Here is a 13391-nt window from a genome sequence, read left to right on the forward strand (position 1 = left end):
GTGGGCAATGGACGCTGCCATGAAAGCGCACTCATGTATCTGCAATGTGTCTGCGAGAAAGATTTTATTCTGCGCCAAGTCATACGATCTCTTCGGTCTACAGGCCGCTCAAAACCTTGTTCAGCTCCTCGAATTACGGTACAAACCCGAAAGTCGTACGACAACATAATAATAATCCTGCCGTCGCCAGAGACCCTGCCATGACCCGCCAGACCGCTCCACAGCCCTTTCCCCGTCACCTCGCCGTATTGATTCTGTTGTGCATGGGCTGTGCCTTCGCCGGCAACCATGTGGCCGCCCGGGTGGCGTTCGACGACGGCGCCGGGGTGTTGCTGGCGATTCTGATGCGCTCGGGTGGAACGCTGCTGGTGCTGGCCGCGCTGGTACTGTGGCAGCGTCAGAGCCTGCGCTTGCCGGCAGGTGCCTGGCGCTGGCAGTTGCTGCTGGGCCTGCTGATCGCGACCCAGAGCCTGTGCCTGTACTCGGCCGTCGCCCGGGTGCCGGTGGCGCTGGCGCTGCTGGTGGCGAACGTGTTTCCGATCCTGCTCGCACTGCTCACCTGGGCCTTGGGCGGACCGCGACCGACAGCGCGCACCGCCGCGTTGATGGCCCTGATTCTGCTCGGCCTGGTGTTTGTGCTGGACGTGCCCGGACGGCTCTCGGCCAATAGCAGTGTCGGCCCCGAATGGATACTCGGGGTCGCGCTGGCGTTCTGCGCCGCCAGTGTGTTCGCCTGTGCGTTGTGGATTACCGATCACAAGCTGTCGCCGGTACGCGGCTCGGTGCGCAGCCTGCTGACTATTTTCATTGTTTTCAGCAGCGTCAACCTCGCCGGCTTGACCGGTGCCCTCCCCGGCGGCCTGAACCTGCCGGCCAGCGCAACCGGCTGGTGGGCGCTGGCCACGCTGGTGGTGCTCTACGGCACCGGCTTCATCGTGCTGTTCATTTCGGTGCCACGCCTGGACATGCCGCGCAACGCGCCGGTGATGAACATCGAGCCCCTGGCCACGCTGCTGATGGGCTGGATCGTGCTGGACCAGATGCTCAGCGCCGGCCAGGTGATCGGCGGCGCGATCGTGGTCACCGGTATCGTCCTGCTGACATGGCGCAAGGCGCAGCGCGAGCCAGGTTCACCCGCGATGGCTGATCAACCCGCTCGCCCTCAAGCGCCGCGCTAGGCGTCCCACGGGGCACGCGTCTCGACATCGATGGCATAACGCGCAATCGCCTCGGCACAGACGGCGGCCTCCAGGCGCCCCACCTGCACCAGCGATGTCAGCGCACTCAGGACGATCTGATGGCGGTCCACTTCGAAGAACCGCCGCAGTTGACGGCGGGTATCGCTGCGGCCGAAACCGTCGGTACCGAGCACGCTGTAGGGCGCGTCCACATAACTGGCGATCAGTTGCGGCAAGGCCCGCACGTAGTCGGTACAGGCGATGACCGGTGCGGTTGCCGTCAGTGACCCCCGCACATGGCTGAGCCGTGCCGATTGCCCCGGATGCAGGCGGTTCCAGCGTTCGGTGTCACGGGCGTCACGGGCCAGTTCGGTAAAACTGGTGACGCTCCACACCTCGCTGTCGATGTTCCAGTCGCTGGCGAGCAGTTGGGCGGCGGCAATCACTTCCAGCAGGATCGCGCCGCTGCCCAGCAACTGCACAGTGCCCCGCGCATCCTCGACTTCATGCCGGGCGAACAGGTACATGCCCTTGATGATCGCCGCTTCGACGCCTTCGGGCAGGTTGGCTTGCGGGTAGTTTTCGTTCATCAGCGTGACGTAGTAGAACTCGTCGACCTGGCGTTCCAGCATCTGGCGCATGCCGTGGTCGAGGATCACCGCGAATTCCCCGGCGAACGCCGGATCGTAGGCCCGGCAATTGGGCACCATCGAGGCCATCAGGTGGCTGTTGCCGTCCTGATGCTGCAAGCCTTCGCCGCCCAGGGTGGTGCGTCCCGCCGTCGCCCCGAGCAAAAACCCGCGCGCCCGCTGATCGGCCGCCGCCCAGATCAGGTCGCCAATGCGCTGGAAGCCGAACATCGAGTAGTAGATGTAGAACGGCAGCATCGGCAGGCCGTGCACGGAATAGCTGGTGGCGGCGGCCACCCAGGAGCTGATTGCCCCGGCCTCGCTGATGCCCTCTTCGAGAATCTGCCCGTCCAGCGCTTCGCGGTAACTCAGGATCGAGCCGATGTCTTCCGGCTCATAACGCTGCCCCACGCTGGAATAAATGCCGATCTGCTTGAACAGGCTGGCCATGCCGAACGTGCGCGCCTCGTCGGCGACAATCGGCACGATGCGCGGGCCCAGTTGCTTGTCCCGCAGCAAGCCGCTGAGCAGGCGGACGAAGGCCATGGTGGTGGACATTTCCTTGCCCTCGGCGGCGATGGCAAACCCGGCGTAGCTGGCGATGTCCGGCACGGCCAGCGGCGCCGAAACGGTCGGCCGCGCAGGCAGGTAGCCGCCCAAGGCCTGGCGACGCTCGTGCAGGTAACGCATTTCGGCGCTGTCGGCTGCGGGCTTGAAGAAGCTCAGGGAGGTCGCCTGTTCATCGCTCAGCGGCAGGTTGAAACGGTTGCGGAAGGCGATCAACGCATCCTTGTCGAGCTTCTTCTGCTGGTGCACGGTCATCTTGCCCTGCCCGGCATCGCCCATGCCGAAACCTTTCTTGGTCTGCGCCAGGATCACCGTGGGTTTTTGACCCTCACGCAACGCGCTGTGGTAAGCGGCGAAGATCTTCACCAGGTCGTGGCCACCGCGCTTGAGACGGTCGATCTGTTCATCGGTCAAACCCTGGGCCAACTGCGCCAGGGCCTCGTTCTGGCCGAAGAAATGCTCGCGGTTGAAACGCCCGTCCTTGGCGGCAAAGGTCTGGAACTGACCATCGACGGTGGTGGACAAGGCCCTGACCAGCGCCCCGTCATGGTCGCGGGCAAACAGGCGGTCCCAGTCGGAACCCCAGACCAGCTTGATCACATTCCACCCTGCCCCGCCGAACAGCGCCTCCAGTTCGTCGATGATGCGCCCGTTGCCGCGTACCGGACCGTCCAGGCGTTGCAGGTTGCAGTTGACCACCCACACCAGGTTGTCCAGGCCTTCGCGTGCTGCCAGCGTCAGGGCCGACATGCTTTCCGGTTCATCCATTTCGCCGTCGCCAAAAACCCCCCACACGGTGCGCCCGGCGGTGTCCTGCAAGCCTCGGTGTTGCAGGTAACGCATGAAGCGCGCCTGGTAGATCGAGCTGATCGGGCCAATGCCCATCGAGCCGGTCGGAAACTGCCAGAAGTCCGGCATCAACCAGGGGTGCGGGTAACTCGACAGCCCACGGGCACCTTGGGCGCTGGCGCCGATCTCCTGCCGATAATGCTGCAGGTCCTGCTCTTCAAGCCGCCCCTCCAGAAACGCCCTTGCATAGACACCGGGCGCCGAGTGCGGCTGATAGAACACCAGGTCACCGCCGCTGCTTTCGCTGCGCGCTCTGAAGAAGTGATTGAAGCCCACTTCGAACAGGTCGGCGGCGCTGGCGTAACTGGCGATGTGCCCGCCCAGTTCGCCATAGGCCTGGTTGGCCCGGGCGACCATCACCAGCGCGTTCCAGCGCATGATCGAGGCCAGGCGTTCTTCCATGGCCAGGTCACCGGGAAACAGCGGCTGCTGTTCCACGCCTATGGTGTTGATGTAAGGCGTGCCGTGGCGCGGCCGCCAGTCGATGTCGGCGGTGCTCGCCAGCGTCACCAGCATGTCCATGATCTGCCGGGCCTGCCCGGCACCGCCGTGGGCGATGACCGATTGCATGGCGTCTCGCCATTCGGTGAGTTCTTCAACGTCTGGCGAGGTCTGCCCGGAGAACTGGGCTGGCTGATTGGACGTGCTCATGGGCATCTCCTGCAAAAGGCTGTGTGGAGAACAAGGCGTCTGGAGAACGATAGTCGCCCGATCGGCTCAGCGGATTGACTACAGGACGCATCGCTCCTGCAACAGGCTTTTCGCCAGATGGCGGGTGGCCGATAAAATGTCCTCGACCTGCTGATCCATCCCTTCGCGGGAGGTCGCCACCACGCCCAGGTCGATCACCCGCAACACGTGTCCGCAGACCGAGCCGAGCCAGGCCAGGCCCGGCTCGGCACCCGTCTCGACATCCAGCAGAAAACTGCCCCTGGCCACGTGGCACAGCAAGTGACCGGCATCGCTGGCGTTGGCCAGCTCCGCGCATTCGGGGCTGCACCCGACCTGCAGCCATTCGCGCATCAATTGCTGCGAATCACTGACGGCCAGGCAGGCCACCTGATCCCAGTCGTCGATGGCCCCGCGCAACTGGTCGATCAGGTAGCTGGGCAGCGCAGCGCTGGTGACAATCACCACCCCGGCGTCCGCTGAAGGTGGCTTGATCCAGGTTGCGGATTGCGAAATCGCCTGCATGACAGCACTCCTGTGGTTCGAACATGGTTCCGTGGGTATCCCGAACCCTGTAGGAGCGAGCATGCTCGCGATGGTCGTCAACGATAACGCTGGCAGCCTGATACCCCGCGGTGTCTCGGCCATCATCGCGAGCATGCTCGCTCCTACAGGGGTTCCCGGTAGCGTCTTCTGACGATTACCCGTTACGAAACAGGAAGCTATAGGCATTCAACGCCGGCACCCCGCCTAGGTGTGCATACAGCACTTTCGAGCCCTCGGGGAATTCGCCGCAACGGACCCTTTCGATCATCCCGTGCATGGATTTGCCTTCGTACACCGGGTCGGTCAACACGCCTTCCAGGCGGCCGCACAGGCGAATGGCTTCCAGGGTGCCTTCGTTGGGCAGGCCGTATTCGGGGTGGGCGAAGCGGGTGTCGAGCACCACGTCTTCCTCGGTGATTTCCCGGCCCAGGTCCACCAGTTCGGCGGTGTGGCGGGCGATACGCAGGATCTGCGCCTTGGTCTGGGCGGGCTTGGCCGAGGCGTCGATGCCGATGACATTCTTCGAGCGACCGTCGGCGGCGAACCCCACCACCATGCCCGCCTGGGTACTGCCGGTGACCGAGCACACCACGATGTAGTCGAACTTGAAGCCCAGCGCTTGCTCCTGCTCCCGAACCTCTTCGGCGAAACCGACGAACCCGAGGCCGCCATAGGGGTGTTCGGAGCACCCCGCCGGAATCGGAAACGGTTTGCCGCCCCGCTCCTTGACGTCACTCATGGCCTTCTCCCAGCTGGGACGAATGCCGATGTCGAAACCGGCCGAATCCAGCCGCACATCGGCGCCCATGATCCGCGACATCTCGATATTGCCGACCCGGTCATACACCGCGTCGGAGTAGTTCACCCAGTTTTCCTGGACCAGCACGCACTTCATGCCCAGGTGGGCCGCGACGGCCGCCACCTGGCGGGTCTGGTTGGACTGGATGCCGCCAATCGACACCAGGGTGTCGCAGCCCTGTTCGATGGCTTCGGGAATCAGGTATTCAAGTTTGCGGGTCTTGTTGCCACCGAAGGCCAGGCCGCTGTTGCAATCCTCGCGCTTGGCGTACAGCTCGACCTTGCCGCCCAGGTGCTCGCTGAGGCGTTTCAAGGGGGTGATGGGCGAAGGGCCGAAGGTCAACGGGTAGCGCTTGAAACGATTAAGGTTCATGACTCTGCTCCGTGGTGATTGGATATCCAAGCGCCAGACCGAAAGGCAACAAGCCTGCACAGACAGGCTGTTTCAGGGCGGCTTCGATGTGTTCAATAGTAAGAACAAAGCCATAATTATGTGTTGCAAGTTTACGGCACCTGGAGAAACATAAGCCGTTAATACCCGACTCTCGCCTTATTTTACTGTGCGAAAACAACCATGAGCGCAACAAATAACCGCAGCAACAGCGCCAGCCCAGCCCAGGAGCCGCCTGTGCTGGATCGCATTGACCGAGCCATTCTCAAGACCCTGCAGCGCGACGCGTCCATCTCCAACGTGGCCCTGGCCGAGAAGGTCAAACTGAGCGCGCCGGCTTGTTTGCGGCGCGTCGAACGCCTCAAGCAGGCTGGCCTGATCAAAGGCATCGTCGCGTTGCTCGACAGCGAAGCGCTGGACGCGGGCATGGTGGTGTTGATCGGCGTGGTGCTGGATCGCTCGACCCCGGAATCCTTTGCCGCCTTCGAGGAAGCGGCGCAAAAGGTCTCGGGTTGCATGGAATGCCATGTGGTGACGGGGGAATTCGACTACTTCATGTTGCTGCGCACCAAGGACAGCAACAGCTTCAACCGGCTGCACGCCGAGCAGTTGCTGTACCTGCCCGGCGTGCGCCAGATCCGTTCGTTCATGGGCCTGCGCAACGTGTTGTCGACGACGCAGATTCCGATTTGAGCCATCTTCAAGACGATGTCAGCGGCCCGACGGCGCCGCCACGCGCCAGATCGTGTTGCCAACGTCATCGGCCACCAGCAACGCTCCGCTGCGATCGAGCATCACGCCCACCGGGCGGCCCTGGGCCTCGCCATCGGCATTGAGGAAGCCGGTCAGGAAGTCCACCGGCAGTGCCGAAGGTTTGCCGTCGCTGAATGGCACGAACACCACCTTGTAGCCGGCCTGCGGGTTGCGGTTCCATGAACCGTGTTCGCCAATGAACGCGCCATTGGCGAAAGCCTCCGGCATGCCGCGCGCATCGGAGAACGCCAGGCCCAACGGGGCGACGTGAGTGCCCAGGGCGTAGTCCGGGGCAAGGGCCAGGGTCACCTTGTCCGGGCGCGGCGGTTGCACCCGGACGTCGACATGATCGCCATAGTAGCTCCAGGGCCAGCCGTAGAACGCACCGTCCTGCACCGACGTCAGGTAGTCCGGCACCAGGTCGCTGCCGATTTCGTCGCGCTCGTTGACCACCGTCCACAACTGGCTCGAACCCGGTTTCCAGGCCATGCCGTTGGGGTTGCGCAGGCCGCTGGCATAAAGTCGCTTGCTGGCGCTCTGGACGTCGACTTCCCAGATCGCCGCCCGCCCTTCCTCTGCGTCCAGGCCGTTTTCACCGACGTTGCTGTTGGAGCCGACAGTCACGTAGAGCTTGGTGCCCTCGGGATTGGCCAGCACGTTCTTGGTCCAGTGATGATTGATGCCTGCCGGCAGGTCGGTGACCTTGACCGGGGTTGCGCTGATTTCGGTTTGTCCTTCGTGGTACGGCACCTTGACCAGCGCATCGGCGTTAGCGATGAACAGCTCGTCCCCCACCAGCGCCATCCCGAACGGTGACGTCAGCCCGCTCATGAACACCGTGCGCAGTTCCGCGCGACCATCACCGTCAGCGTCGCGCAGCAGGGTGATGCGATTGGCGCTGGGCGCATCGGCGCCGACCCGCCCCATCACGATCCCCATCGCCGTGCGGCGCGCCCAGGCCAGCGGACCGCTGCCGCCATCGGTGGCCCCCTCTGGCATCGGCGGATGATTGCTTTCGGCAACCAGCACGTCGCCATTGGGCAGCAGATAGACCCAGCGCGGGTGATCCAGATGCTCAGCCAGCGCTGTCACCTTGAAGCCGGCAGGTGCCTTGGGCGTATCGCCTCCCGACCAGCCGACCGCCTTGGAAACCTTCAATGTGGGGATCAGCGACGTAGAGGGTTCGGGCAGTTGCGGGTTCGGGCCGACACTGGCCTGGGGCGGCAATTTGGACGATTCGCCACAGGCGGCAAGCAACGCGGCCGTGGTCATCAGGAGCGCCAGTCGGCGGGAGACAGTCATGGTTCAAACCTCGCGATGGCCATCCAGGGCCAATGAGTGGGCAGGCAAAATCCCGTCGAGTATCGCGACCTTGATCCGGTGTAAACACTGCCTCGGCCACAAATCAATTTTGCCTGAATCGCACGAATGCTCCCCCTCGATGGCGGGCACTATCACAGGCAGCGGATGTCAGGCGGGATTGAGCAGTGCCTCGCGTAACAGTCGGGCCGCTGGCGAATCCGGCACGCCTTTGCGCGACACCAGTTCATAGGGCTCGCTGCGCGAGGTGATGGGCAGCGGCAACGTGGTGGTGAAGCCGTAGCCGGAGCAGAACTTCGCCACGTCGGTCGAGACCAGCGCGACGAGGGTCGGATTCTCCTGCAACAGCGACAGGGTGGCGAAGGCCGAGGTGGTTTCCAGAAGGTGCACCGGAAAACGCAGGTCTGCCTCATGGAACTCGCGCTCCAGCAGAAGGCGCATGGGCATGTTGGCGCGATAGACGACCCAGCGGTAATCCACCAGGTCCTTGAGCGATAACTGCCGGGCATAAGCAAACGGATGCTGGGTACTGGCGATCACCGCCAGGGTTTCTTCGACGAACGTGGCGCTTTCGTACAGGTAGGGGGAGTTGCTGATGGTGGTCCGGCAGATCGCCAGGTCCAGTCGCCCGGCGTCGAGCTGGCTGAGCAGCGCGGCGCTGGTGTCTTCGACGATCTCGATGGACAGCTTGGGGTGGTCGCCGATCACCCGGCTGATGGCCCTGGTCAGCAGCGGCACAGCACCCATGATGGTGCCGACCGACACACGCCCGCCCTCGCCGCTCATGATGCCGATGATCTCTTCGCGCAGGTGCGCCAGGTCGGTCTGAATCAAGCGCGCGTAACGGATGACCGAACGACCGGCATCGTTCGGTTCAAGCCCGCGGTTAGTCCGGGTGAACAACGAGGTGCCGAAGGTGGTTTCAATTTCCTGCAGCGCCTTGCTGGCGCCAGGTTGGGTCAGCGCGACCTGTTTGGCCGCGCCGAGCAAGGAGCCGTGTTCATCAAGGGCAATCAGCAAACGCAGTTGCTTGATGTGCAGGCGGGACATGATCGAGTTCAGTGAGGGGGTCATCAGGGTTAACTAAAAGTTATAGAGGTATCGAAAGTTGTCAGTATCGAGGCTGACCAGGACGGTCCTATAGTCCACCCCACAACCAGGCAATGCAACGAGTTTGACCCGAGAGCGAAAGCCCTCCCGCCCATGACCGGTTGCAACAATAACAATCCTGTATAACTTGTGGTGAATCATGTCACTCATCAACTACATCACCAAAATCCAGTTCGGCTATGACAGCCTGCAACACCTGGCGGCAGAAGCCGAACGTGCCGGCATCACCCGTCCCCTGATCGTTACCGACGTCGGCGTGCGCAACGCCGGTATCGTCGACAAAGTCATCGCCGCCCTGGGCGCCGACCGTGCACCGACGATTTTCGACGCCACCCCACCCAACCCGAACGAACACGCCGTGCGTGAAGCCGTGGCGCACTATCACCAGGGCGAGTGCAACGGCATCATCGCCGTCGGCGGTGGTTCGTCCATCGACCTGGCCAAGGGTGTCGCCGTCTGCGCCACCCACGAAGGTCCCCTGCAAAGCTTTGCCGTGATCGAAGGCGGCCTGGATCGCATCACTGCGGCCACCGCTCCGCTGATTGCGATCCCGACGACGGCGGGCACCGGCAGCGAGGTCGGGCGCGGCGCCATCCTGATTCTCGACGACGGGCGCAAGGTCGGCGTGATCTCTCCTCATGTTGTACCCCGGGTGGCCATCTGCGATCCGGAACTGACCCTCGGCCTGCCGGCCATGCTGACCGCCGCCACCGGCATGGACGCGATTGCCCACTGCATCGAGACCTTCATGGCCCCGGCCTTCAACCCCGCCGCCGATGGCATCGCCCTCGACGGCCTGCGCCGGGCCTGGGATCACATCGAGCGCGCCACCGCCGAACCGGGCGACCGCGAAGCGCGGCTGAACATGATGAGCGCGTCGATGCAGGGCGCACTGGCGTTCCAGAAAGGCCTGGGCTGCGTGCATAGCCTGTCCCACGCCCTGGGCGGGATCAATCCGAAGCTGCACCACGGCACCTTGAACGCGATTTTCCTGCCGGCGGTGGTCGACTTCAACGCCGATGCCCCGACCGTTCGTGACGAACGCAAGCTCGAACGCCTGCGCCATGCCATGGGCCTTGCCGCCGACGCCGACATCGGCCTGGCCATCGAGGACCTGACCCGGCGCCTCGGCCTGCCGACCCGCCTGAGCCAGATCGGGGTTGACCCGAGCCTGTTCGCCGGGATCGTCGAAGGCGCCCTCCACGATCACAGCCACAAGACCAACCCACGCGAAGCGTCCGGCGCGGACTACCTGTCGATGCTTGAACAATCGCTGTAAGCCGCTGCTGCCCAACAACAATAAAACAGGAGGCATCCGTGTCGTCGGCCGCGCCGGCGCCAGCGGAACCATCATGAAGCCCACCGTCCTTATCGAACGGCAAGATGCCATTGCCATCGTCACCCTCAGTCATCCAGGCAAGATGAACGCCCTGACCCTGTCCATGTGGCAGGACCTGGGCGACGTCATGACCGAACTGTCCGCCGACCTCAGCGTGCGCTGCGTGGTGTTGCGCGGCGCCGGTGAACAGGCCTTCGCCGCCGGCGCCGACGTCGGTGAATTCCCCGTCGTCCGCGCCAACCCGGCGCAGGCCCGCCACTATGCCGAGGTGACATCGGCCGCCATGCGCGCGGTCGCCGACTGCCCGCACCCGGTGATCGCGATGATCCACGGTGTGTGTGTCGGTGGCGGCCTGGAAATCGCCGCGCTGTGCGACCTGCGCATCTGTGGCACGTCCAGCCGCTTCGGCGCGCCGGTCGGCAAGCTCGGACTGGTCATGTCCTATGACGAAATGGCCGGGCTGGTGGCCCTCGCCGGACGCTCGACGACCCTGGAGATCCTGCTCGAAGGACGGATCCTCGATGCCCAGGACGCCTACGTGAAAAACCTCGTGACCCGCGTGGTCGCCGATGCCGAGGTGCAGGCCGAGACCCTCGCCACCGCCCGACGCATCAGCCAGGGCGCACCGCTGGTCGCCCGCTGGCACCGCCAGGCAGCGCGACAACTGGAAGCTGGCGTCGCCCCCACCGTCGAGCAGATCGACGACAGCTACGCCTGCTATGACACCAACGATTTCCAGACCGGCCTGAACGCGTTCATCGCCAAGACCAAACCACAATTCGAGGGCAAATGACATGGGACCGCTGACAGGAATGCGCGTGGTAGAACTGGCTCACATCATGTCCGGGCCGGTGTGCGGCATGATGCTCGCCGACATGGGCGCCGACGTGGTGAAGGTCGAGAAAGTCCCGGACGGCGACGACTCGCGGCGCTTCTCGCCGATCATGGCCAGCGGTGAGTCGGCGTCGTTCATGGTGGTCAACCGCAACAAACGCGGCATCGGCCTGAACCTCAAGACCGACGGCGGGCGTGACGTGTTGCGCCGCCTGCTGATGGACGCTGACGTGGTCACGGAGAACTACCGCGCCGGCACCATGGAAAAATTCGGCCTGGGTTACGACACCCTCAAGACCCTCAACCCCGGACTGATCTACTGCGCGATTTCCGGTTACGGACGTAGCGGGCCGTTCGGCGACAAAGGCGGCTTCGACCTGATCGCCCAAGGCATGAGCGGCATGATGAGCATGACCGGTGAAGCCGGACGCGAGCCGGTCAAGGCCGGTTCGCCGGTGGCCGACATCAACTCCGGCATCCTCGCCGCCCTCGGCATCTGCGCCGCCTACGCCGCCAAGCAGCAGACCGGGCTGGGCCAGATGGTCGACACCTCGCTGTTCGAAGCCGGTCTGCAACAAATGTACTGGCCGGCAGCGGCGTATTTTGCCGACGGCACCATCCTGCCCAAGATGGGCTCGGCCAACTCCACCAGTGCGCCGTATCAAGTGTTTCGCACGGCGGACGGCTGGATCAACATCGGTGCCGCCAACCAGGCCAACTACGAACGACTGGTCGAGGCGCTCGCCGTGCCGCAACTCAAGGCCGACCCACGCTTCGCCAGCAACGCCTTGCGCATGGAACACCGCCTGGCGCTGGTGGAAATCCTCAATGAAGTGCTGGTCGCGCGTACCACCGATGAGTGGATGGTGTTGTTCGACAGCCTCGGTCTGCCGGCCGGACCGGTGCTGGACATCGCGGCGGCATTGGCGCATCCGCAAACCCAGGCGCGCGGCATGGTGGTTGAAACCGATCACCCCACCGAGGGCAAGGTCCGGGGCATGGGCTTGCCCATCCACTTTTCCGACATGGACAACGCCGCGCCACCGACCAGCCGCCCGGCGCCGCTGCTCGGCGAGCACACCCGCGAAGTGCTCAAGGAAAGCGGCTACGCCGAGGATGAAATCGACGAGTTGATCAAAAGCCAGGCGGTGGTGGCCCTCGCTTCCTGAACGATGAAAAAACTGCAGGAGCGAGCACGCTCGCGATGGTCGTCAACGATAACGCGGGGAACCTGACACCTCGCGTCGCTCTTGAGTTCATCGCGAGCCTGCTCGCTCCTACAGAGAGAACGCCGTTCGCGTAACCGATCCAGCGTTTTTCAGAACAACAACAAAAACAAGAAGGTGAACATCATGAGCCGTATCTTGACCGAGTCCGTCAGCCGCCGATCCTTCCTGGTTTCTGCCGGCGCTACCGTGGGTGGCGCGTTTGCCGCCAGCCTGCTGCCATCCGGCGTCTTCGCCGCGACCAAACCCATCGTGCTGCGTTACACCAGCAGCCTGCCCGACAGCCACCCGTTGAACCAGCAGATGAAAGCCGCCTCGCAAGCCATCAAGACCGAAACCAACGGCGCGGTCGACCTGCAGGTGTACGCCAACGGTGCCATGGGTGGCGACACCGACATGCTGTCCCAGGTACGGGCCGGCGCCATCGACTTCATTCCACTGCCCGGCGCGATTCTGTCGACGCTGGTGCCGGTGATGTCGATCGAAAGCATGCCGTTCGCCTTCAAGGACTACGACAGCGTCTGGTCGGCCCTGGACGGCAAGCTCGGCGAGCACCTGCGCGCGAAGACCGCCAAGGTCGGGCTGATTCCGATGGAGAAAGTCTGGAACAACGGCTTCCGCCAGATCACCAGCTCGACCCGGCCGATCAACACGCCGCAGGACCTCGCGGGCTTCAAGCTGCGCGTTCTGGTCAGCCCGTTGTGGACGTCGATGTTCAGTGCCCTGGGCGCCTCGCCCACCGGCATCAGCATCAACGAAACCTATTCGGCCTTGCAGACCAAAGTGGTCGACGGCCAGGAAAACCCGCTGGTGGTGGTCGAGTCGGCACGCTTCTACGAAGTGCAGAAGTTCTGCTCCATGACCGACCACATCTGGGGCGGGTTCTGGATCGTCGCCTCCGGCAAGACCTTTCCCAAGCTGCCTGCCGACGTTCAGGAAATCGTCTCACGGCAGATCAACGCCGCCGCCCTGGTCCAGCGCCAGCAGGTGATCGACCTCAACGCCAGTCTCGAACCGTCGCTGGCCGCCCACGGCATCACCTTCAACAAGGTGGACCGCTCACTGTTCAGGAGCGACCTGCAATCCAAGGGTTTCTATAGCCAGTGGAAGGAAAAATACGGTGCAGAAGCCTGGAGCCTGCTCGAGCAGTACGCAGGTCAACTGTCCTAAGCCGGAGACACA

General features: G+C 63.7%; 11 protein-coding genes. 6 read left to right on the top strand and 5 right to left on the bottom strand.

What is annotated here, in order from left to right; all coding sequences use genetic code 11:
• The first annotated feature begins 200 nt into the window (after positions 1 to 200).
• The gene (locus QIW53_RS04060) at positions 201 to 1178 is read left to right on the top strand and encodes an EamA family transporter (protein ID WP_371048396.1); all 978 of its coding nucleotides are present in this window, start codon (positions 201 to 203) and stop codon (positions 1176 to 1178) included.
• Here QIW53_RS04060 and mdeB read toward each other — a convergent pair.
• From mdeB to QIW53_RS04075, 3 genes are all read right to left on the bottom strand, one after another.
• A complete protein-coding gene (gene mdeB / locus QIW53_RS04065; protein ID WP_371048397.1) occupies positions 1175 to 3874 on the bottom strand; it encodes an alpha-ketoglutarate dehydrogenase in 2700 nt (899 codons plus the stop codon). The two genes, QIW53_RS04060 and mdeB, sit on opposite strands and share 4 nt — an antisense overlap.
• A 78-nt stretch (positions 3875 to 3952) precedes the next feature.
• Complete coding sequence (locus tag QIW53_RS04070; protein ID WP_371048398.1) at positions 3953 to 4417, bottom strand: transketolase; 465 nt, start codon at positions 4415 to 4417, stop codon at positions 3953 to 3955.
• 175 nt (positions 4418 to 4592) lie between these two features.
• The gene (locus QIW53_RS04075) at positions 4593 to 5609 is read right to left on the bottom strand and encodes a 1-aminocyclopropane-1-carboxylate deaminase (protein WP_371048399.1); all 1017 of its coding nucleotides are present in this window, start codon (positions 5607 to 5609) and stop codon (positions 4593 to 4595) included.
• Between the two features lie 201 nt (positions 5610 to 5810).
• On the opposite strand from QIW53_RS04075, the gene QIW53_RS04080 reads away from it, so the two are divergent.
• Positions 5811 to 6320, top strand: coding sequence for an Lrp/AsnC family transcriptional regulator (locus QIW53_RS04080; protein WP_371048400.1), 510 nt, complete (start codon positions 5811 to 5813; stop codon positions 6318 to 6320).
• 18 nt (positions 6321 to 6338) lie between these two features.
• Here the strand turns inward: QIW53_RS04080 and QIW53_RS04085 are convergent, their stop codons facing one another.
• Both QIW53_RS04085 and QIW53_RS04090 read right to left on the bottom strand, forming a co-directional pair.
• Positions 6339 to 7682: a PQQ-dependent sugar dehydrogenase gene (locus QIW53_RS04085; RefSeq protein ID WP_371048401.1), complete on the bottom strand. Its 1344-nt coding sequence runs from the start codon at positions 7680 to 7682 to the stop codon at positions 6339 to 6341.
• A 168-nt stretch (positions 7683 to 7850) separates the two neighbouring features.
• On the bottom strand, positions 7851 to 8774 hold the full coding sequence (locus QIW53_RS04090; protein WP_371048402.1) for a LysR family transcriptional regulator: 924 nt from the start codon (positions 8772 to 8774) through the stop codon (positions 7851 to 7853).
• A 175-nt stretch (positions 8775 to 8949) separates the two neighbouring features.
• Here QIW53_RS04090 and QIW53_RS04095 point away from each other — a divergent pair, with 175 nt between their 5' ends.
• The 4 genes from QIW53_RS04095 to QIW53_RS04110 all read left to right on the top strand — a co-directional run bounded on the left by QIW53_RS04095 (position 8950) and on the right by QIW53_RS04110 (position 13379).
• A complete protein-coding gene (locus QIW53_RS04095; RefSeq protein ID WP_371048403.1) occupies positions 8950 to 10089 on the top strand; it encodes an iron-containing alcohol dehydrogenase in 1140 nt (379 codons plus the stop codon).
• 73 nt (positions 10090 to 10162) lie between these two features.
• Positions 10163 to 10942, top strand: coding sequence for an enoyl-CoA hydratase-related protein (locus QIW53_RS04100; protein WP_371048404.1), 780 nt, complete (start codon positions 10163 to 10165; stop codon positions 10940 to 10942).
• A 1-nt stretch (position 10943) separates the two neighbouring features.
• Entirely contained in the window at positions 10944 to 12152 is a 1209-nt protein-coding gene (locus tag QIW53_RS04105; protein ID WP_371048405.1) for a CaiB/BaiF CoA transferase family protein, read from the top strand.
• Between the two features lie 183 nt (positions 12153 to 12335).
• Positions 12336 to 13379 (top strand): TRAP transporter substrate-binding protein, encoded by a 1044-nt coding sequence (locus QIW53_RS04110; RefSeq protein ID WP_371048406.1) that lies wholly within the window; start codon positions 12336 to 12338, stop codon positions 13377 to 13379.
• The last annotated feature ends 12 nt before the right edge of the window (positions 13380 to 13391 follow it).

Origin of the sequence: Pseudomonas fluorescens (genome assembly GCF_041354075.1) — a bacterium.
In the GTDB taxonomy this organism is placed as follows: Bacteria; Pseudomonadota; Gammaproteobacteria; order Pseudomonadales; family Pseudomonadaceae; genus Aquipseudomonas; species Aquipseudomonas fluorescens_CE.